Source organism: Pacificispira sp. (genome assembly GCF_965228185.1).
Lineage (GTDB): Bacteria > Pseudomonadota > Alphaproteobacteria > UBA8366 > Aestuariispiraceae > Pacificispira.
In genome coordinates this window covers 151,057-171,299 of sequence record NZ_CBDDHE010000009.1, presented here as the reverse complement: position 1 = coordinate 171,299, position 20,243 = coordinate 151,057, and the positions used below count along the sequence as shown (strand labels likewise).

General features: G+C 62.4%; 24 protein-coding genes. 7 read left to right on the top strand and 17 right to left on the bottom strand.

The window, feature by feature from the left end; translation table 11 throughout:
- Window positions 1-19 precede the first annotated feature (19 nt).
- Together hisC and pheA are read right to left on the bottom strand one after the other, a co-directional pair.
- On the bottom strand, window positions 20-1,117 hold the full coding sequence (gene hisC, locus ACO06O_RS20350; protein WP_421884149.1) for a histidinol-phosphate transaminase: 1,098 nt from the start codon (window positions 1,115-1,117) through the stop codon (window positions 20-22).
- Window positions 1,114-1,971, bottom strand: coding sequence for a chorismate mutase (gene pheA / locus ACO06O_RS20345; protein ID WP_421884147.1), 858 nt, complete (start codon window positions 1,969-1,971; stop codon window positions 1,114-1,116). Before pheA ends, hisC begins: the two co-directional genes overlap by 4 nt.
- Window positions 1,972-2,187: 216 nt before the next feature.
- Here pheA and ACO06O_RS20340 point away from each other — a divergent pair, with 216 nt between their 5' ends.
- From ACO06O_RS20340 to truA, 4 genes are read left to right on the top strand one after another with little or no spacing between them, the layout of a single operon-like run.
- Window positions 2,188-3,108, top strand: a complete 921-nt coding sequence (locus ACO06O_RS20340) for a homoserine O-succinyltransferase (protein ID WP_421884143.1) — start codon at window positions 2,188-2,190, stop codon at window positions 3,106-3,108.
- A gap of 23 nt (window positions 3,109-3,131) precedes the next feature.
- Entirely contained in the window at window positions 3,132-3,512 is a 381-nt protein-coding gene (locus ACO06O_RS20335; RefSeq protein ID WP_421884140.1) for a hypothetical protein, read from the top strand.
- Window positions 3,513-3,549: 37 nt separating this feature from the next.
- Window positions 3,550-4,062, top strand: coding sequence for a copper chaperone PCu(A)C (locus ACO06O_RS20330; protein ID WP_421884136.1), 513 nt, complete (start codon window positions 3,550-3,552; stop codon window positions 4,060-4,062).
- Between the two features lie 57 nt (window positions 4,063-4,119).
- On the top strand, window positions 4,120-4,860 hold the full coding sequence (gene truA / locus ACO06O_RS20325) for a tRNA pseudouridine(38-40) synthase TruA (RefSeq protein ID WP_421884182.1): 741 nt from the start codon (window positions 4,120-4,122) through the stop codon (window positions 4,858-4,860).
- Between the two features lie 7 nt (window positions 4,861-4,867).
- On the opposite strand, the gene ACO06O_RS20320 is transcribed toward truA, so the two are convergent.
- The 9 genes from ACO06O_RS20320 to ACO06O_RS20280 all read right to left on the bottom strand — a co-directional run bounded on the left by ACO06O_RS20320 (window position 4,868) and on the right by ACO06O_RS20280 (window position 11,073).
- Window positions 4,868-5,431 carry a DoxX family protein gene (locus tag ACO06O_RS20320; protein ID WP_421884133.1) on the bottom strand — a complete coding sequence of 188 codons (564 nt, stop codon included), beginning with the start codon at window positions 5,429-5,431 and terminating at the stop codon, window positions 4,868-4,870.
- Window positions 5,432-5,440: 9 nt separating this feature from the next.
- Window positions 5,441-6,175: a putative DNA-binding domain-containing protein gene (locus ACO06O_RS20315; RefSeq protein WP_421884130.1), complete on the bottom strand. Its 735-nt coding sequence runs from the start codon at window positions 6,173-6,175 to the stop codon at window positions 5,441-5,443.
- On the bottom strand, window positions 6,165-7,052 hold the full coding sequence (locus tag ACO06O_RS20310; protein ID WP_421884127.1) for a DUF692 domain-containing protein: 888 nt from the start codon (window positions 7,050-7,052) through the stop codon (window positions 6,165-6,167). The genes ACO06O_RS20315 and ACO06O_RS20310 overlap by 11 nt, the downstream gene beginning before the upstream one ends.
- Window positions 7,053-7,120: 68 nt before the next feature.
- Window positions 7,121-7,453: a DUF2282 domain-containing protein gene (locus ACO06O_RS20305; RefSeq protein ID WP_420420297.1), complete on the bottom strand. Its 333-nt coding sequence runs from the start codon at window positions 7,451-7,453 to the stop codon at window positions 7,121-7,123.
- 58 nt (window positions 7,454-7,511) lie between these two features.
- The gene (locus ACO06O_RS20300; protein ID WP_421884123.1) at window positions 7,512-8,051 is read right to left on the bottom strand and encodes a YHS domain-containing (seleno)protein; all 540 of its coding nucleotides are present in this window, start codon (window positions 8,049-8,051) and stop codon (window positions 7,512-7,514) included.
- A gap of 129 nt (window positions 8,052-8,180) precedes the next feature.
- On the bottom strand, window positions 8,181-8,759 hold the full coding sequence (locus ACO06O_RS20295) for a hypothetical protein (protein WP_421884120.1): 579 nt from the start codon (window positions 8,757-8,759) through the stop codon (window positions 8,181-8,183).
- Window positions 8,756-9,922, bottom strand: coding sequence for a succinyl-diaminopimelate desuccinylase (gene dapE / locus ACO06O_RS20290; RefSeq protein WP_420420300.1), 1,167 nt, complete (start codon window positions 9,920-9,922; stop codon window positions 8,756-8,758). The genes ACO06O_RS20295 and dapE overlap by 4 nt, the downstream gene beginning before the upstream one ends.
- Window positions 9,923-10,768, bottom strand: coding sequence for a 2,3,4,5-tetrahydropyridine-2,6-dicarboxylate N-succinyltransferase (dapD, locus tag ACO06O_RS20285; RefSeq protein WP_421884117.1), 846 nt, complete (start codon window positions 10,766-10,768; stop codon window positions 9,923-9,925).
- 125 nt (window positions 10,769-10,893) lie between these two features.
- Window positions 10,894-11,073 carry a hypothetical protein gene (locus ACO06O_RS20280; RefSeq protein ID WP_421884114.1) on the bottom strand — a complete coding sequence of 60 codons (180 nt, stop codon included), beginning with the start codon at window positions 11,071-11,073 and terminating at the stop codon, window positions 10,894-10,896.
- A 218-nt stretch (window positions 11,074-11,291) separates the two neighbouring features.
- Between ACO06O_RS20280 and ACO06O_RS20275 the strand changes: the two genes are divergently transcribed.
- Entirely contained in the window at window positions 11,292-11,534 is a 243-nt protein-coding gene (locus ACO06O_RS20275; protein WP_421884111.1) for a hypothetical protein, read from the top strand.
- 5 nt (window positions 11,535-11,539) lie between these two features.
- On the opposite strand, the gene ACO06O_RS20270 is transcribed toward ACO06O_RS20275, so the two are convergent.
- The 3 genes from ACO06O_RS20270 to ACO06O_RS20260 form a co-directional block, all read right to left on the bottom strand.
- Window positions 11,540-12,712 (bottom strand): trans-sulfuration enzyme family protein, encoded by a 1,173-nt coding sequence (locus tag ACO06O_RS20270; RefSeq protein WP_421884107.1) that lies wholly within the window; start codon window positions 12,710-12,712, stop codon window positions 11,540-11,542.
- Window positions 12,713-12,719: 7 nt separating this feature from the next.
- Entirely contained in the window at window positions 12,720-14,102 is a 1,383-nt protein-coding gene (locus ACO06O_RS20265; protein WP_421884104.1) for a pyridoxal-phosphate dependent enzyme, read from the bottom strand.
- Window positions 14,103-14,222: 120 nt separating this feature from the next.
- Window positions 14,223-15,059: a HalD/BesD family halogenase gene (locus ACO06O_RS20260; protein ID WP_421884101.1), complete on the bottom strand. Its 837-nt coding sequence runs from the start codon at window positions 15,057-15,059 to the stop codon at window positions 14,223-14,225.
- A 120-nt stretch (window positions 15,060-15,179) separates the two neighbouring features.
- Between ACO06O_RS20260 and ACO06O_RS20255 the strand changes: the two genes are divergently transcribed.
- A complete protein-coding gene (locus tag ACO06O_RS20255) occupies window positions 15,180-16,034 on the top strand; it encodes a LysR family transcriptional regulator (protein WP_421884097.1) in 855 nt (284 codons plus the stop codon).
- Here ACO06O_RS20255 and ACO06O_RS20250 read toward each other — a convergent pair.
- The 3 genes from ACO06O_RS20250 to ACO06O_RS20240 all read right to left on the bottom strand — a co-directional run bounded on the left by ACO06O_RS20250 (window position 16,024) and on the right by ACO06O_RS20240 (window position 19,419).
- Entirely contained in the window at window positions 16,024-16,566 is a 543-nt protein-coding gene (locus ACO06O_RS20250; RefSeq protein ID WP_421884095.1) for a PAS domain-containing protein, read from the bottom strand. The two genes, ACO06O_RS20255 and ACO06O_RS20250, sit on opposite strands and share 11 nt — an antisense overlap.
- A 109-nt stretch (window positions 16,567-16,675) precedes the next feature.
- Window positions 16,676-17,158, bottom strand: coding sequence for a peroxiredoxin (locus tag ACO06O_RS20245; protein WP_421884092.1), 483 nt, complete (start codon window positions 17,156-17,158; stop codon window positions 16,676-16,678).
- Window positions 17,159-17,310: 152 nt separating this feature from the next.
- Window positions 17,311-19,419 (bottom strand): protein-disulfide reductase DsbD family protein, encoded by a 2,109-nt coding sequence (locus ACO06O_RS20240; protein ID WP_421884088.1) that lies wholly within the window; start codon window positions 19,417-19,419, stop codon window positions 17,311-17,313.
- A 187-nt stretch (window positions 19,420-19,606) separates the two neighbouring features.
- Between ACO06O_RS20240 and ACO06O_RS20235 the strand changes: the two genes are divergently transcribed.
- Window positions 19,607-20,185: a YqgE/AlgH family protein gene (locus ACO06O_RS20235; RefSeq protein ID WP_421884084.1), complete on the top strand. Its 579-nt coding sequence runs from the start codon at window positions 19,607-19,609 to the stop codon at window positions 20,183-20,185.
- Window positions 20,186-20,243: the final 58 nt, after the last annotated feature.

Below are 20,243 nucleotides of genomic sequence, written 5' to 3'. Positions count from 1 at the left end.
GTTCAGGGACTAGACCTAATCAGGAATCCTGGGCCAGGAAGTCGGTCAGGGCCGCCAGAAGACGGTCGTTTTCCGCCGCCGTCCCAACGGTCATGCGCAGGCATTCGGCCAATCCATAGGCCGCTACCGACCGCACGATCACGCCATGTTCCATCAGATAGGCATTGGCACGTTTGGCCATGTCGGCGTCCCGGAATTTCGCCAGAACAAAATTCCCGACCGAAGGCGGGCTGGCGATGCCGAGCTGCGCCAGGGCGCCGGTCAGGCGCCGCAGCTGTTCGGTATTGGTGTCGATGGTGAGCGCGATGTGCTCCCGGTCGGCCAGAGCCGCCAGTCCGGCCGCCTGGGCGGGAACGGAGACATTGAACGGGCTGCGCACCCGGTTCAGCGCGTCGACCACAGCCGCCGGCGCATAGCACCAGCCGAGGCGCAGCGAGGCCAAGCCGAAGATCTTCGAGAATGTGCGCAGCATCACGACATTCTCATAATCGTCGACCAGATCGCGGCCGTCGGAATAATCGGGTAGGTCGACATATTCCGAATAGGCGGCATCGACCGCCAGCAGGATGTCGTCGCGCAGCCCTTCACGCAGGCGGCGCAGTTCCGATCCTGAAATATAGGTGCCGGTCGGATTGTTCGGGTTCGCGACGAAACAGATCTTCGTGCGTTCCGTGACCTGGGCCAACAAATTGTCGACGTCGGTGTGCAGATTGGTTTCGGGGGCCAGGACCGGCGTCGCGCCGACCGTGCGGGCCGAAATCCCGTACATCAGGAAACCGTGCTGCGATTGCAGAACTTCGTCGCCCTGTCCGGCATAGCATCGGATCAGCAAGGTGATCAGCTCGTCCGATCCGGCACCGCAGACGATCCGCGCCGGATCCAGTCCGAAACGTGCGCCGATGGCGTTGCGCAGGGCAACTGCGCCGCCATCCGGATACCGGTTCAACGCCAGAGCCTGGCCGTAGGCTTCAATCGCCTTCGGACTGGGCCCCAACGGATTTTCGTTGGCGGACAGGACGACCGGCGGCTCGGCATCGTCGTCGCCGCCATGGGCTCCGGGCACGTAAATTGGTGCGTCCGCGATGCCGGGACGCAGTTTCAGCGGGCTTTCACTCATTCCAGGACAACTCCCGTCCGGCGGTCCGGACCCAAGATTTCGGCGTAGCCGCCGACCACTTCGACACGGACGACGGTGTCGCGCACTTCGATCAACTCCAAACGCGGGTCCTTGCCGTCGACGAAATCGCCCAGTTCGACCAGATGAACCCAGCTTTCCTGCTGCGGTGCCGACGCGGTGAACAGCGGATGCAGCTTGGCGCGCTGCAATATGGCGTTCAACCCGGTCCGGGACAGGGGCGCGGTGGTTTCGACCAGGATCAGTGTCCGATCACTGCCCGTCGGTTCCAACTTCAACCGGGCGACGGCCAGCGCATCCTGCATCTGGCCCCGGACGCTGCCGACACCGGCGAAGGGCAAGCGCATGATGACTTTCGGCGCGTTCGCACCGGACAGTTTGACCCACCAGGGGTCTTCGTCGCTCTCGCGGGGCGCGGGCAGGACGGCAATCTGGTGTTTGTCCTCAAAGACCTGGGCCAAAGCGTCGCGCACGGTCGGATAGGCCGTCATCGGCACCTGGCTGCCGAACTGATCGCGCGCCAGATCCCACAGCGTATGTTCCTCGCTATTGGCGAAGACGGCGACTGAGTAGTCCGCCTGCAGCATGGTGAAGGCGGCGATCATCTCGTGCCACATGCGGGCCAGGGCGGAAAACGGGAAGGGCCCGCTATGCCGTTCGGCCAGGCGGCGCAGCATCCCCGCCTCGCGCGTCGGGCGCAGTGGGAAGCTGACGCTCTTGCCCTTGGCTTCGGCGACGTGTTGGACGACATCCCAGCGCTTCAGGATCAGATCGTGGATCTGATCGTCGATCGCGTCGATCTGCTGGCGCAATTCGTCTAGGTTCGGTTTGGCCATTTCCCCGGTCCCAATATCAAGCCGTTAGGACGTAGCGCGCCCCTTGCGCGAAATCAAAGCAAAAGCGTTTACGGTCCGAGTTTGGCCGGGTTTGGGTGGATTGCTTTAATTTACGTTTTTTTAGTGGAAATTATGGTTCCAGGGTATTAAATCATCCGCTCTGAGGCGCCGATGCCTCCGAACAAGGATGACGTAAGTAAGAGCGAGACCAAGGATATGCCGATCAAGATTCCGAACGACCTGCCCGCCCGCCTAGAGCTGGAGCGCGAGGGCATGATGGTCATGTCGGAAGCCGACGCGATTCGGCAGGATATCCGCCCGATGAAGATCGGTCTGCTCAATCTGATGCCCCAGAAGCAGAAGACCGAAACGCAGTTGGCGCGCCTGATTGGGGCGACGCCGTTGCAGATCGAACTGACCCTGGTGACGACCGGAAGCTATGTGCCGTCAAATGTGTCGGCGCATCACCTCTCGACATTCTATCGGACCTGGGAAGATGTCGCGGACGAGAAGTTCGACGGGTTCATCATTACCGGCGCGCCGGTGGAAACCCTGCCTTTCGAAGAAGTGCGCTACTGGCAGGAACTGGAGCGCGTCATCGACTGGACCCTGACCAATGTGCATTCGACCCTGGATATCTGCTGGGGCGCGCAGGCGGCGCTGCATCATTTCCACCGGGTGCCGAAGCATGAACTGCCCAGCAAGATGTTCGGGGTCTTTCCGCACCGGGTAACGGACCGGACCGCCAATCTGCTGCGTGGATTTTCGGACGAACTGGCGATCCCGGTGTCGCGGCATACCGAAACCCGGAAGGAAGATCTGAAGGGGATCGACGGGGTGCAGGTCCTGATCGAATCCGATGAGGCGGGGCTGTGCCTGGCCCAGGATACGGCAAAGCGGCATATCTATATGCTGAACCATCTGGAATACGACGCCTGGACCCTGCGCGACGAATACCAACGGGATGTCGACCAGGGCTTGTCCATCGCCCCGCCGAAATACTATTTTCCGGACAACGATCCGACTCGCGATCCGCCGAACACTTGGCGCGGCCACGCCCATCTGTTCATCGCGAACTGGATCAACGACACGTATCAGACGACGCCGTTCGATCCGCAGGACATCGGTAAGGTCTGATACCTCCGGAAAGCGGGGCAGGCGTGAAGCGGTTTCGGCAGTTGGACGGCATCGGCGGATGGGCGCGCAATCTCGCGCTCTTCGCCCTGCTGCTTCAATTTACCCTGCCGCTGGGGATGGCGGTCGCAGCCGACCTGCCGGGGGCGCAGTTCGATCCCGCGTCCGTCTTTGACTGTTATAGCGGTGATCCGGACGATCCCGACACGGGCCATAGTGGCTTGCATGGATGTGTCTTGCCCGGCGGGTGTTGTATCGCAGGCGGGTCGGTCAGCCTGGGTATCGCGCCGACCAACGGCACAGGCACCGAAATTGCCGCCATGTTCTCGCCGGCCTATTCACAGTCGCTCCCAGTGCGTCCGACTGCGCAGAATCTCGTAAGGGGGCCGCCCGACCCGTCCGCTTGAATCCCGGCACAATTCGAATTCAAGAAGGACGAAAGACATGTTCAACAGACGTCAAACCCTGGGCGCCCTAGCAGCCGTTTCCTTGCTGACCGCGGCCGCGCTGCCCGCCACCGCCGAAATGAAGCATGGCGGGATCATGGTGGATGCGCCCTTCGCGCGCGCCAGCGCCAGCCCGGCCGTCAAATCCGGCGCCGCCTATTTCACGCTGCATAACCATGGCGAAATGGCGGACCGCCTGATCGCCGTCGAGGGCGACGCTGCCGCCCGGATCGAATTGCACACCCACGTTATGAAAGACGGGGCGATGCAGATGTTGGAAATCGAAGGCGGCGTGCCGGTCGGGCCGGGCGAAAGCGTCGCCTTCGAACCGGGCGGCAACCACGTCATGATGATGGGCCTTGCCGCGCCGCTGAAGGAAGGCGAAACTCTGCCGCTGACCCTGGTTTTCGAACATGCCGGCAAGGTCGCGGTTCAGGTTCCCATCCTGGGCGTCGGTGCGATGGGCGGTATGAGCCACGGCGATCATTCCGGCCATAAGATGACCGAATAACCGGCGGAACCGACGGCGCGGCTTTCCTTGGCCCAACCGATCCGGTAAATGCCGGGAATGCAGCGCTGGAAGATCACGATCGAATATGACGGCGGACCGTTCGTCGGCTGGCAACGCCAGACGAACGGTCCCTCCGTTCAGGCCGCCTTGGAAGACGCCGCCTTCGCATTTTGCGGGGAACGTGTGCTGGTCCAAGGGGCGGGCCGAACGGATACCGGCGTCCACGCCCTGGCCCAGGTCGCCCATCTGGATATCGAGCGGGCGACCGATGCCAAGACCGTCCGGGACGCGATCAATCAACACCTGAAGCCGGACCCGGTTGCCGTGCTGGGGGCCGAAGCGGTGCCTCAGGATTTCCACGCCCGGTTTTCCGCGACGGGCCGGTCCTATCTTTACCGCATCCTGAACCGGCGGGCGCCGGCGGTCCTGGATCACGGCCGCGTCTGGGCCGTGCCGCAGGAGCTGGACGCCGCCTCGATGCATGAGGCCGCGCAGGTCCTGGTTGGCCGACACGATTTCACCAGTTTCCGCGCCAGCGAATGTCAGGCCGACAGCCCGGTGAGGACCCTGGACCGGCTGGATGTGTCCCGGCGGGGCGAGGAGATCCATATCGTGGCGGAGGCGCGCAGCTTCCTGCATCACCAGATCCGGAACTTCGCCGGCACGTTGGAGCGGGTCGGGCGCGGGCGTTGGACGGCAAGGGACGTCGCGGACGTCCTCGACGCCCGGGACCGTGCGGCGGCGGGACCGACCGCCCCGCCGCAAGGCCTGTACCTGACAGGCGTCTGCTACGACTGACCTGCCGCTATCGCAGCTTCAGTAGTGCGTCCACCGACAGTTTGCCGCCGCCCTTCACGACCAGCACGATCAGCAGGAATATCCACAGGGCGCGCTGATCCAGGATCGCCGCGTCCGAGAACCGGTCGAACCAGGAACCGATCGTCGCCGCGTCGGCATGGTGAAACAGAATGTCGACCAGGCTCTGTACCAGAATGAACCCGATCATTCCCAGCGCGGACAAGCGGGTCAGCAATCCCAGAACAATCAGGATCGGCAGCAGGAACTCCGCATAGGTCCCCGCAAAGACGATCAGGCCATAGGGAAAGACGGGCACCTGGGCCGCGTCATAGCCATAGGCCTCGACGACGCTGGGCAGGATCTGGAAATAGGCGTTGTCGCCGATGGTGAAGAAGCCAGTCACCCCATCGCCGACCTTGGTCGCGGCGGAGTTCAGATAGTAGATCAGCAGCACCGCCGCGAAAACGAAACGGGCGCTCAACTCCAGCAACCAACCCTCAGTCTTCGCCTGGATGGCGGTGAATGCCCGGTCATGCAGCAATCGGGCGCAATTCAGTAGTTTCGTGAGCATGCTTTCCCCCTAACATCGATCCGTAATCCCGATTACGGCCCCCAGGGCAAAGACGCCCTGAAGATTGGCGGCCAGATCGAATTCCGCTGATTCCTCGGCGGCCGCCTGTGCCGCCGCACCGAGGGTCGCGCCATCCTGTAACGCCGACAGGAACCCATAGGCCCCCGGGGTCAGGACGGTCGTTTCAACACGCATATCCGGGCGCAGCACGGCTACATCTTCGCCGCGCTTCATATCGATGCCTTCCACTCCGGCCCAGATGGACCCGACCGGGAACCGAGAGCGGAGCAGATGTAATGTGGGAAGCAACGTCAGTTGAGCCTGTCCCAAACGGTCGGCGGGAAAATCGGCCATGACGTCGATCGCCACCGGATGCGCGTCCGGCCCGTGATAGGCATCGCGCCGCGCCCATTCCAGACGCGCGACATCGCCCAGATAGGGGACGGTGGCGGCCGGTTCGAAATCGTCCAGGAAATCGCCGAAGCCTGCGCCATAGATCAATAAGACCGGATCGCGCGGCGGTTCGGTATCGATAAAGATGCGTGCGGCGGCGCGGAAGAACGCCTCGCCGACCAGGCGTTGGACGACGGGGAAGATATCCGCCAGCACGTCGATCAGCGCGACCGCGCGATTGTTGCGGTAAACGTCGAAACGCCGCTTGCCCGATGACCGGACCGGCGCGGGCGGTGGCAGGTCGGGATCGCACAGCGCGGCGGCGAAGGCGGCTTGAAGTTCATCCGGCATGGGACATCGCCTTCACGTCCGTACCGGCCGTTTCCGCCAGCAAGGCATTCGCGCGCACCGCTTCGTCATAAAGGACGGACCATTCCGGAACGTCATTATCCCATTCGATCAGGGTCGGGCGCGACCCGGTCCGGCTCAGCACGTCCTTGAACAACCGCCAGACCGGATCGGCGACGGCCCGGTCATGTGCGTCGATCAACAGCGGCGCGCCGAAATCGTCGGTATCGGGCGCATGGCCGGCCAGATGGATTTCCGCGACACTCTCCATCGGGAAGGCGGCGATGTAAGAGGCAGCGTCCCAGCCGTGATTGACGGCGGACACATAGACATTGTTCACGTCCAGCAGGAGCGCGCATCCGGTGCGCTGGGTCAGCGCCGACAAGAAGTCGGTCTCGCTCATATCCTCGGCGTCGAAGGCGACATAGGTAGACGGGTTTTCAATCGCGACGGTCCGGTTCAGCGCGGATTGAAGGCGGTCCACATGCTCGCAAAGCCGCGCCAGCCGTTCCTTGGTGTAGGGGATGGGCAGAAGGTCGTTCAGGAAACTGCCGTCGTGACGGGACCAGGCCAGATGTTCGCTGACCAGCCCTGGCTCGTATCGATCGACCAGGCGGCACAACCGGGCCATATGATCGGCATCGGGCGGCTCATCCCCACCCAGCGACAGGCCGACGCCATGGATCGAAAGTGGATAGGACGCACGGATTTTTTCGAGATAGCGATGCGGCGGTCCGCCGCCACCCATGTAGTTCTCGGCATGGACTTCGAACCAGCCGATATCGGGACGTTCCGACAGGATCGTTTCATAGTGGACCGGTTTCAGCCCGACACCGGCCGAAGCGGGAATAGTGGGATGTTTCGGGTATGCATCCGGCATGATGCTGTGCTCCAAGAACGAAGGCGGCGCGCGTTCCAGGTCGGACCGCGCGCCGCTTCGCGCAAATCTTAGGCTTCCGGAACGTCGCGTTCCAGCGGCTCCAGCGAGCCTTTGCGGTCGCCCGGCAGATCGAATTCGGCCATGGACTCTTCCACGCCGTACTTCGTGCAATCTCCGGCGGGGACGAGTTTCCAGGCATTGCCCTGATAGTCGACCTTGGAGGTGCCGGCGCAGGTCGTGCCCGGCCCGGCGGCGCAATCGTTCTGACCGGCCAGCGAAATGCCGTAGCATTTTTCCTTGCCGGCGGCGGAGGCACTGGTGGTCGCGGCGGTCGCCGACAGGGCCAGCGCGACGGCGCCGGCGATCATGGTGGCGTTGATGGTTTTCTGATGATCAGCCATGGTCATACTCCTTCGATGGTGGATCGGCGGACACCCTCCGCCGACAGGGTAACGCAATTCAGTTCTGCAATGGGGCGGAAACCGTGTAGGTGCCGTCATTGTCGGCAATCGCCTTCCAGCTACGGTCCGACGCGGGCTGGACTTCCGACGAACTCCAGTTGGATTCGGATTTCGACAGGTTGCCGTCGATATCCTGTTCCCACAGGCCGACAACCGTCGGCGTGATGTTCAGATACAGTTTGCCGTCGACGATCCGCCACAGGTTCGGATTGCCGGGAACTTTCCCGCCCTGGGCAATGCCATAGGCGCAATGCCCGTCATAGGCCGGGGCGTATTTTTCCGGATCGGACAGGAACTTGTCGCGGTTTGCCTCGGTCGCGAAAGCCCATTGGGCACTGTTGAACTCTGCCGTGATCCCGGTATTTCCCGGCACGGCCTCTTTCTGACGCTGGCCGACCGGCATTTGATCCAGGTCGAAATAGGCGACCGGATCATAGCCGCCGATCGCAAAGCCGGACGTGTCGACATATTGTTCACCGGCCTGCGCACCGGCGACGGTCGCCAGGCCGAAGGCGGCCGCAAGGAGGAAAGTTCGCATTGCTGATGCCTCTGTCATATCGGTTGCCGGTTCGGGATGTTTCCCGTGCCCCCGATATATTTTTCAGATTGCCGCCAACGGCAATTCACGTCCTAACACCAAAACGTTATCGGGACGTCAGCGGGCCGATTACAGGCTTTGCAGCAAAACGTAGTTCTTGATCCAGCCCAGCACGCGACCGATCGCCAGATCGCCCAGGACAAGAAGAAGGGTCACGGGCAGGCTCGTTTTGAAAAGGTGTCTCAGCACCATACCGCCGATGAAGAGGCTCCATCCCTGAATCATCAGGAAAAGGATGCGGGCGCCGCCGCTGCCGCTTTCCAAATCGATCGTCAGAAGCAGGACAATCTGGATCGCCATCGGGGTCAGGACGACCCAGTTCGCGGCGACGACGTACCGAATCCAGCGTTCGGGCCGACCCAACAGAACCGACAGATAGGCCATGATCAGCGGCCAATAGACCAACTTGATCAGATAATCCGTGGTTTCGGCGATGAAAAACTCAAAACCGGGGTAATCGCTGCCATAGGTGTTGAGCCGGTATAGCGCGGCGAAGACCAATGGATAGATCAGCAGCAGGCACCAGAAGCTTTTCAGAAAGTCTTCGCGGGTGTCGCCAAACCGGTCCAGGGCGTCCATGCGGGTGCAAAAGACGTGGAAACCGTCTCTCAGTCGGCCCACCATTTCGGCGGGACCGACGGGAATCATGATGCGGCCTTCTCGAAGTACCGGTCGATGACCTGAACATAGATATCGCGCAACGACGTGATGTCCGCGGTCTCCACCCGTTCGTCGACCTGGTGCATGGTCTTGCCGACCAGGCCGAAATCGACGACGGGGCAGTAATCCTTGATGAAGCGGGAATCCGACGTTCCGCCGGTCGTGCTCAGTTCCGGGCGGTTGCCTGTCACCGCCTCGCAAGCCTCTACCAGCAGATCGGACAGCAGGCCCGGCGGCGTCAGGAAGCTTTCCCCGGACACCACGATGTCCAGGTCGAAATCGGCACCGTCGCCGGCCGCTTCGGTGAGGCGGGCGCGCAAGGCGTCTTCCAGGGATGCCCCGGTATGCAGATCGTTGTAGCGGATATTGAACCGTGCCGTTGCCAAGGCGGGGACGACATTGGTGGCCTCGTTATCCACTTCGATCCGCGTCACCGACAGGACGGACGGTTCGAAATGTTCTGACCCTTCGTCGATCCGCCAATCGACCAGGCTGGCCAGCATCCGTGTCAGGCGATGTGCGGCATTGTCCGCCAGATGCGGATAGCCGGTATGACCCTGCACGCCGCGCGCGGTGATATAGCCGTTCAGGCTGCCCCGGCGGCCGATCTTCATCATCGTGCCCAACGCGGTTGGATTGGTCGGCTCGCCGGTAATGCAATGGTCGATCCGTTCGCCCAGTTCCGCCAGGGCCGGCAGCATCTTCTTGGTGCCGTTGACGGAAGGCCCCTCTTCATCCCCGGTAATCAAGAGGCTGATCGATCCGGGAACGGGCCCGACGCTGGCCAGACGGCGCGACACCGCGGCGACCCAGGCGGCAATGGCACCTTTCATGTCCGATGCGCCGCGCCCGATCAGCATGCCGTCCCGCACGGTCGCCGCGAACGGATCCGTGCTCCAACTGGCCGCCTGTCCCACCGGTACGACGTCGGTATGCCCGGCGAAGCACAGATTGGGCGCTTCCGTACCCAGACGGGCATAGAGATTGTCGACCCGGTCGGTCCCGTCTTCCTGAAAGGGCAGTCGGTGGCAGACGAAGCCCAGTTCCTCCAGGACGCCCTGTAGCAGGTCAAGCGCGCCAGCTTCGGCCGGTGTGACGCTCGGGCAGCGGATCAGGTCCTGGGTGAGGGCGATCGGGTCGATTTCAGTCATTTAAGTGCGCAGCAGCTCGTTGATGGAGGTCTTGGAACGGGTCCGCTCGTCGACGCGCTTGATGATGACGGCACAGGACAGGGACGGGCCGGGGCTGCCGTCCGGCAGCGGCTTGCCGGGCAGGGCACCGGGCACGACGACGGAAAACGCCGGGACGCGGCCCATGAAGGTCTCGCCCGTATTGCGGTCGACGATCTTGGTCGATGCGCCGATGAAAACGCCCATGGACAGGACGGAGCCTTCTTCGACCCGAACGCCTTCGACCACTTCGGATCGGGCGCCGATGAAGCAATTGTCTTCGATGATGACCGGGCCGGCCTGAAGCGGTTCCAGAACGCCACCGATGCCGGCGCCGCCGGACAGGTGAACGTTCTTGCCGATCTGGGCGCAGGACCCGACCGTGGCCCAGGTGTCGACCATGGTGCCGGTGTCGACATAGGCGCCCAGATTGACGAAGCTGGGCATCAGCACGACGTTCGGCGCGATATAGGCGGAACGGCGGACCACACAGTTGGGCACGGCGCGGAAACCGGCGGCACGGAATTCCGTTTCGCCCCAGCCTTCGAACTTGGACGGGACCTTGTCCCACCATGGCGCGTTGCCGCCCGGTCCGCCGGCGATGGTGGTCATGTCATTCAGGCGGAAGCTCAGCAGCACCGCTTTCTTGAGCCATTGATTGACGGTCCAGCCGCCTTCGCCCTTTTCCGCGACGCGGGCCTTGCCGCTGTCCAGCAGGTTGAGGGCGGTTTCCACGGCTTCGCGGACCTCGCCGCCGGTCGCCGGGGATACCTGATCCCGGGTCTCGAAAGCGGCATCGATCACCGACTGCAAGTCTTCATACGCCATATCTCGGCTTACTCCCAAACGCGCCCGGCGGGCAATTTCCGATAGGGCCCCGCACGGTCGTGACAGGGTCGGCGCACCATACCGTGCGCGGCGGGGCGGTCAAGTTGGGTGGCGGCGGGAAAAGGCTATTCTGCGACGCGCAGCGCCCGGATCTTGGTTTCGATCTCGATCCAATGCGTTTGGCCCTGCTGATCCTGATAGAACAGGCATTCGGCGGACCGGGCATGGGCAAACGCCGAGGCGCCGGGGCCATGCTCGCGCAAGATGCTGCGCGCCAATCGATCTGCATTTCCGATGTCAAACATCGATCGCATCCTCAGACGCATCGCCTGGACGATACATACCCTTCCCCGATGATCATTGAACGACCGTCGGGTAAACAATTTGTAAACGCGGATGTCGAATTCGCCGGTAGGTGGGGACGCCGTCCCGAAATCGTCATCAAAAATCGACGTCCCGTTAAGGCACCATTAACTCAAGCCCGCCTACCATGACTCGCGTTCACGACATGAGGCAAAGGGCAATGATTTCCGCTTGCAAGGATTCTGTCAGCCGGGCGTATTCCCATATCGGTGACGCCGACGAAGAAAGCGCCAAGTCGATTGTCCGTCGTTTGAGTTCTTGTGCTATTCGGGACGCCTGCCCCTATGCGCGCGAATGCGCCCGCACGGTCGGGACCCTGCGGCGCGACATTGCCGCGTCGGAAAGCACGCTCGCGGTCGTGTCCTCAAATTCCTATCTGCTGGATTCCGACGGGTTGATCTAGGCCGGTCAAACCGCCGCCAATGCGGAATCCAGATCGGCCAGCAGGTCGTCGATATCCTCAATCCCCACGGACAGACGCACCAGGGAATCCGAAATCCCCAGTTCAGCGCGAATCTCAGCCGGGATCGATGCGTGGGTCATGATGGCCGGATGCTCGATCAGGCTCTCCACCCCGCCAAGGGATTCAGCCAGGGCGAACAAGTCGGTGTGCTCCAGGAAGCGGCGGCTCTCGTCAATGCCGCCCTTTAGGATCGCGGTGACGATGCCGCCATAGCCGCCGACCATCTGCCGCGCCGCCAGGTCATGCTGCGGGTGGCTCTCGAGACCGGGATAGATCACCCGTTCGACCTTGTCATGGGCTTCCAGATACTCCGCGATCCGCATCGCGCCGGCACAGTGCTGGCGCATCCGGACGGCCAGAGTCTTCAGGCCGCGCAAGGCCAGGAAACTGTCGAACGGGCCCAGGATGCTGCCGACCGCGTTATGCAGATAGGCCATGCGGTCGGCCAGTTCGCCGTCTTCGCGCAGCACGGCCACGCCGCCGACAATGTCCGAATGCCCGTTCAGATATTTCGTGGCCGAATGCACGACGATATCGAAACCATGATCCAGCGGCTGCTGCACAATTGGGGATGCGAAAGTGTTGTCACAAACGGTCAGAAGCCCGTGCTTCTTCGCAATCCGCGCAATGGCGTCCAGGTCGACGAGGCGCAGGGTCGGGTTGGTCGGGCTTTCGACCCAGACCATCTTGGTTTCCGGCCGGATCGCGGCTTCCAGGTTGGCCGGATCGGTCAGGTCGACGAAGCTGAAATCCAATCCCGCCGAACGCTTGCGGACATTCTCCATGATCCGGTAGCTGCCGCCATAGAGATCGTCCATCGCGACCACATGGTCGCCACTGTCCAGCAGTTCCAGGATCGTGCCCATGGCCGCAAGGCCGCTGGCGAAAGCATAGCCGCGTGCGCCGTTTTCCAGATCCGCGACGCAGGCCTCGAAGGCCATGCGCGTCGGGTTCTGGCTGCGGGAATATTCATAGCCCTTGTGAACGCCGGGGCTGTCCTGGACATAGGTCGACGTCGCATAGATCGGCGTCATGATCGCGCCGGTCGTCGGGTCCGGGCTCTGACCGGCATGAATGCCCCGCGTGGAGAGGCCCTGGCGGTTTTTCTTGATCGTCATGATTGGGTTACTTCCCGCGTTTGCGCATGTAGTTGATGAAATCGACCCGCGTGATCAGGCCATAGAATGTGTCGGAATCCTTGACGATGGCGACCTTTTCCGCCCGGAACAGCGGCAGAAGCGCCTCGATCGGCGATTTGGGCGAGATCGTTTCAAGCTTCGCCACCATATGGTCGCCTGTCGGATCGCCGAAAGCCTTCTCGTTCTCGCAGACCGCCAGCATCAGGTCGCTTTCATCGATCAGGCCGACGATATGGCCCTTGCCGTCCATGACCGGCAATTGCGAGACGTCGAACATCCGCATCCGGCCATAGGCCGTCGCGAGGGTCTCGTTGGGCTTTACGGTGACGACCTGTCCCTTGTCCGCACGCCGGGTGACGAGGTCGCGCAGATCGCCGTGCTCCTCTACATCCAGCAGACCGTTGTCCAGCATCCAGGCATCGTTGTAGACCTTGGCCAGATACTTGTTCCCGGTATCGCAAACAAAGGTGACGACGCGTTTCTTTTCAGTCTGGGCCCGGCACCATTTGATGGCCCCGGCCAGCAGGGTGCCGGTCGAACTGCCGCCGAGGATGCCTTCCTGGACGACAAGGTCGCGCGCGGCGGCGAAAGCCTCCTTGTCGGACACGTAGACGGCGTCCGCAATCAGGGAGATGTCGCAATTCGGCGGGATGAAATCCTCGCCGATCCCCTCGACCAGCCAGGAACCGACCTCCGTCGGGACTTCCCCGGTCTTGACCGTATCACCGACAACCGATCCGTCGGGGTCGGCCAGCACCATGCGCAGGTTCGGCTGCACTTTACGGAAATAGCGGCCCAGGCCGGTAATCGTACCGCCGGAACCGACCCCGCAGACCACGGCATCGACATTGTGGTCCATCTGCTCCCAGATCTCGGGACCGGTCGTCGTCTCGTGGGCCAGCGGGTTTGCCGGGTTGGCGAATTGATTGATCCAGATCGAATTCGGCGTTTCGTTGTGAATCCGCTCCGCCATGTCCTGATAGTATTCGGGATGGCCCTTGCCGACGTCGGACCGGGTCATGATGACCTCCGCCCCCAAGGCCTTCAGATGGAAGATCTTGTCCTGGCTCATCTTGTCGGGGATGACCAGGACCATGCGATAGCCCTTCTGCGCGGCGACCAGGGCGAGGCCCAGTCCGGTATTGCCGGCGGTCGCCTCGATGATCGTTCCGCCCGGCTTAATTTTTCCTTCGCGTTCGGCGGCCTCGATCATCGACAGACCGATCCGGTCCTTGATCGACCCTCCGGGATTCTGGCTCTCCAATTTGAGGAACAGCTCGCAAGGGCCCGTATCGACATTGCTGACACGGATCATAGGCGTGTTCCCAATCATCGACAGTACGTCGTTGAAGGGCTTCGCGGCGGACATGGGACTTCCTCCGGTTTGTGCGACGGGTGGGACCGGTCGTAGAGCCGATTTCCGACCTTTGATCCTGCGGAATGTAGGTCAGTTGGACGGGTTCAGAAAGGGGGACCTATTGGTCCGGGATCAGTCGACCAGCGAATCGCCCCGCTGGCGTCCCATCTCCAAATGGACCGGCAGAACCCGACCGTAGATCTGTTCCGTACGGTGGGGATTGCCCACCATTCCCGGTACGCGGGCCCAGGAAGGAATGGCGACATGGCGGGGCAGGCTGCCGTCGACCCGGGTGACCCGGTGCAGGGTATAGCGGCCTAGGAACAACTGCATGTCCCCGGCGTTTAACTCCAATTGGCGCACCCGGGACCGGTCGCCGGCCATGACCGCGGCGACGTCGTCATAATGTTCGTCCTGCGGGTCGCGGATCCCCGGGACATATTCAAAAATTCCGCCCGAGTGCGACGGCTGAATCATGAAAGTGACGGTGAATTCATTGGTATCGAAATGCCAGGGAAAGGCGTCTCCCGGCCGCATCGTGTTGAACGGCATGCAGGCCAAAGGGTCTGCGTATTTGTAGAGCGGGTCGATCCCGAACGCGGCGGATAGGAACGCAGTCAGATGCGGACTGTCATAGAGTTGCCAAAGGTCCGATCCGGGATCGATCAGATCGGCGCAGACAAATCCGTTCGTGCGTTCCTGAACCCGGTTGACCGGATGAGACGGCCCGAGTTCCGGACGGGGTTCGGAAAAATATGGATTGTGGTGGGTCCGCCGCCGAAAGGCCTGCGGCGCCAGCCTATCGGCTTCTGTGGCAATTCGGGCGATCGCCGCCGGGGTCAAAAAGCGCGACAGGGTGCAGCATCCGTCTTCGGCCAGTGCCTCCCGGCAGGAATTGACCAACCGGTCATGGGCCGCCGTGCCCGGCGCATCGATCGGATACTTGTCCGCGTGAAAGACCCCCTGCATGCCCGCACCCTTTCGATGAGAAGCGTATTATCGCGAAAAGAGTCTCCGAAATTCTGTTGAATTGGAGAAGCGATATTTTTAAGTCTCAGAGATCGAAAATTTCGATTATGCGGGTGGGCAATGAACATCGATCACATGCGTGCCTTTCTGGAGGTCGCCGCGACCGGCAGTTTCCAACTGGCGTCGGAGCGTCTGAATGTGACTCAGTCGACGATCTCGGCGCGAATCAAGGTGCTGGAGGACCGACTGGACCGGACCTTGTTTCACCGCCGTCGGTCGGGTGCGGAACTGACAGGCGCGGGGCAGCATTTTCACCGCTATGCCCAGACGGCGGTGCGGGCCTGGGAGCAGGCGCGTCATGAAATAGCTTTGCCCGAAGAACTGTCCTCGGTTCTGGGGATCGGCATCCATGCCACGCTATGGGATCGCATCGGCTATGCCTGGATCGACCGGATTCAGGCGCGGGCGCCGCGTCTCGGCGTGCGGGCGGCGGTCGATTTCTCGCCGACGCTGACACGCCATGTCTGCGACGGTTTTCTGGATCTCGCGGTGCTTTTTGTGCCGCAGCAGCGCTCGAACCTGACGGTCGAAATGCTGATGGAGGAGGATTTGATCATGGTGTCCGGCGCGCGGGACCGGACCTACAAGGGCTCTTGGGTCGAAGATTACATCTTCGTCGATTGGGGCGACGATTTCCGCCAGCAGCATGCGATCGCCTTCCCGGACGCCCTGACCCCGAAACTGCAAGTGGACCACCCGGCCCTGGCTCTGAATTTCGTGATTGAGCGCGGTGCTTCCGCCTATCTTCTGGCCAGCGCCGTCCGGCCCAACATCGAGAACGGCGAGGTTTTTCAGGTCGACAAGGCGCCGGTCTTCCGCCGGGCAACCTATGTCGCCTATCCCGAGAACCCGATCGATCCGGAGCGCCTGACCATCGCGCTGGAGGAGTTGCGGGCCCTGGTCGCTAGTGGTTGAACAGCGAGGGTTCGGCGCTGTCGGAATGGCGGCACTGACTGAAGTTCATCATCATGTCGATTGTCCGGCCATCCCTGGCAAGGGGCAGCATCAGTGCCTCGACACTGGCGACCATCGTAAAGGGATCAACCGATGGAGCGCCGTTGTAATGGCGCGGCACGCCGGTTTCGCAGACGGCGATCAGGTCCGCCTCGCCATCGGAGCCGGTGAAGTTTGACACCGTATCCAGGAGCTTTCCCTGCATGCGCGGCCCCCAGGAATCGAGGAAATGCCCGCCGAAAATGCGGCACCGGAAGCGCATCGTCGGATAGTCGGGATCGTCGCGCACGACGTCCAGCAGCCAGATGGATTGTAGCAGGCGCGGAATGTCGGTCGGATCGATATGCTGCCGTCCGGGCAATAGGCCCGGCCCGGGGCGGCGATCGCGCCAATACGCAAGAGCATCTCGAATTACCGGGCTTTCGACCGGAATCAACGACGGATCCTCGATCATCTCCGGGGTCAGAACGGTCGAACCTGTTTCGGCTTTCAACGATACGTCCTCCGAGGCGCCAACCGACTATCCGGCCTCGGACCGATAAATTCAATGCCGGTGGGCGGCGTCGGCGTGGACCGCCGGACGCCGCGCACCGTACCGGAACTTACAGCTTCGCCAGAATCGCTTCGGCGGAGGATACTTCGAACGCGCCCGGCTCTTCGACGGCGAGATGGGTCACGGTGCCGTCGTCGACGATCATCGCGAAACGCTTGCCGCGCACGCCCAGCCCGGCCGCGACGAGGTCGAGTTCCAGACCCATGGCAGAGGTGAAGGCGGCCGAGCCGTCGGCCAGCATGTCGACCTTGCCGTCGGCCTGCTGATCCTTGCCCCAGGCGCCCATGACGAAGGCGTCATTCACGGCCAGGCAAGCGATACTGTCGACGCCCTTGGCGCGCAGCGCTTCGGATTGATTGACGAAACCGGGCAGATGCTTGGCCGAACAGGTCGGCGTGAACGCGCCGGGCACGGAGAACAGGACGACTTTCTTGCCCGAGAAGTAATCTGCCGGGTCGACATCTTCCGGCCCGTTTTCGCCCATCTGCTTCAGGCCGATCGCCGGAACCTTGTCGCCTTCTTTGATGCTCATGATCTGTCTCCATCCCGTGTGACATGCGTTGGACGGTGCAAGGAGGCTACCCCCTTCACCCATGGTGCGGATTTAGGCTAATCCGAAAGCAAGTCCAGTGACAATTCCGACGCCACTGGTCAACCGAGGCGCCAACATTCATTCGGTGGCGATCATTCGGCTGCCGCAAATTCGGTTTCCGGGTCGGCCGTCCGCGCCGCCTGCCGGACCGCCGCCGCCGTCAGAAGCTCCGGCAGGGCCACGCCTGCCGGTGCCTCGGGGCCATAGACGATATTGAAGGGAATGCCGTACCGGCCGTGCCGGGCCAAATAGTCCGCGATGGCGGCATCGGGTTTGGTCCAGTCCGCCTTCATCGCCACGACATTGGGCCCGGTAAGCCAGCCCGCGATTTCGGCCGATTCCACGACCGCTTTCTTGTTCCATTGACAGGTGACGCACCAGTCCGCCGTCACATCGATGAAGACGGTCTTGCCCTCATGGATAAGGCCGGGAATGGCCGCCTCGTCGAAAGGCCGCCAAACAATTCCGGAAGCATCGGAAGCCGCGGCGGCGATGGAAGGACGTGCCGATTCGTTGAAGGTCAGCGGCGCCGCCACGGCGGCGATGGCCAACAGGGCCGAAAGCGGCCAGGCGAAACGGCCGAGGCGCGATCCATCGATCTTGCGTGTGGCGAGGGCGGCGGCTGCCAGTGCCACGAGCGCGCCGACCGCCACGGCATTCTCCAGCCCGACCGTCGCGGCCAGAACGGTGGCGAGCCACACAGCGGTGCCGACAAGGGCGAGGATGAGGATTATCCGCAAGTAGCCCATCCAAGGGCCGGGGCGCGGCAGGAAGCGGATGACCGCCGGAAACAGGGCGATCGCCAGATACGGGGCTGCCAGACCGACCGCCAGGGCCGCGAAGACGGACAGGATATCCACGGTGCCGCCGCTTAGCGCGAAGCCGACGGCGGTGCCCAGGAACGGCGCGCTGCACGGCGTGGCCAACAGGGTTGCGAAAGCGCCGGTCAGAAAATCGCGCAACAAGCCGTCGCGGCCATTGCCGGCGGTCGCTGCACGGTCGCCTATCGTGCCGGGGAGCCTGAAATCGAAAAGGCCGGCCATGTTGCAGGCGAACAGCGTCAAGAGCGCGATCATCAATGCCAGGAAGACCGGCTGCTGAAACTGAATGCCCCAACCCACACTCAGCCCGGCCTGTTTGACGCCGATGGCCAGGGCGGCAAGAACCATGAACGATGCGAGGATTCCGGCGCTGGCGGCCAGGAAACCCAGCCGGACCTCGCGGAGGCCCTTGCCCGACTTGCCGAGGACGGACATCAGTTTGAGCGACAGGACGGGCAGAACGCAGGGCATGAGGTTCAGGATCAAGCCGCCCAGCAAGGCCAGCCCCAGAATCGTCCAAAAGGGCGTTCCTGTTTTCTGGCCGGGTATAATGTGTGTTTCGAAAGCGGTCTGATCATCCACCAAGGTCACGGTCAGCCCCTCGGCGGTCAGCGCAGCGACATCCAGATGGGCTGGGGCAGTCACGGTCAGAACGGCTTGGTCCGACCCGCGCATAGCGACATCCGGCCGGTCGAAATAGGCCCCGCCGGGACCCTCGACGAAGGCATCCAGCCCATCCCCGAAACCGGTCGCGCTTTGGACCGACAGGGCAACCTGTATGGCCGAGCCGGTTTGAATGATTGTGGCATCCTGGAGCCGCAGGCCTGTTCCCTGCGGGTCGGTTACGGGCACGGTGGCCCGCGACTGGTCGATCAGATGCGCGTCCGGCGACAGGGCAGCCGGCCCTGCCGGCAGATCCAGGGCGATCTCTGCCCGCCCGGGAATGCAGATTTCCTCACAGATCAGGAAATCGACCGTACCGCGCATCCGGACCGGATCGCCGATGCGGGCCGGGCGAACGGTCATCGGAAAAAGGACCGCTTCCTCATATCCCAAGGTGCCGATATCGAAGATTTCAAACCGTTTCGGGACGGGCCATTGCAGCGCGACGTCCGCAACATTGTCCGATGCCGACCAATCTGGAATCGGCGGCAGTCCCGCGTCACCCGGGGTGCGCCAGTAAATCTTCCAGCCTGGATCCAGGCGGAATTCGAGGCCCAATGGCAGGGTTTCCCGGTCCCCAGTTGCCGTCACCGCGGAAACGAGACGCAAAGCCGCGTGGTCCGCCGCGACCCATTCGCCCGTGGCCGCCGTTGCCGGACCGGACGCCGCGATCAGAAGCAGCGCGGCCTGAATGAGTCGCAGGACGGTATGTCGCATCGTCTCTTTGATCCTCCATTGGAATGGCCTCTATATAGGACTTCCAAGCCGTTGCAGAAACTCACATAATCGTGCGGCGCTTCGACGCTTCGCCGTTGCTTGTGCGGTCGGCCCCAATGGCCGCATCTGGCAACCGGCCCTATCTTGTTGTTAGACTGAGCAGGCTGAGACAGGCACAGTGACCGGCATGACGGAATCGAGCCAAAATCATTCGGGATACCTGACCGGGCAGTTTCTGGTCGCCATGCCCAGCATGACCGATCCGCGATTTCAGCGGACGGTCATCTATCTTTGCGTTCATAACGCCGAAGGGGCCATGGGCCTCGTGGTAAACCGCCTTGTCGATTCCCTGACCTTCGACGAATTGCTGGAACAGTTGAACATCGGACGGCCTCGGGGCGGTGACGAGATCCGCGTTCATTTCGGCGGACCGGTGGAATCCGGCCGCGGCTTCGTCTTGCATTCGACGGAATACATGCGCGAAGGCACGGTCGTCATGGACAATGGGATCGGCCTGACGGCGACGGTCGACATTCTGCGGGACATCGCCGGCGGTACCGGGCCGCGCGACAGTCTGCTGGCGCTCGGTTATGCCGGGTGGGGACCCGGGCAGTTGGATGGCGAGATTCAAGAGAATGCCTGGCTGACCGTCCCGGCGGATGCAGACCTGCTCTTCGATGCCGAACTGGACGACAAGTGGGATCGGGCCGTCGGAATCCTGGGGTTCGACCCGAAACTCTTGTCCATGGAATCCGGCCGCGCCTAGGGCTGCAAGCACTATTTTAGAATTATTCTAAAAAACCATTGAAGCACCTGACCGAACC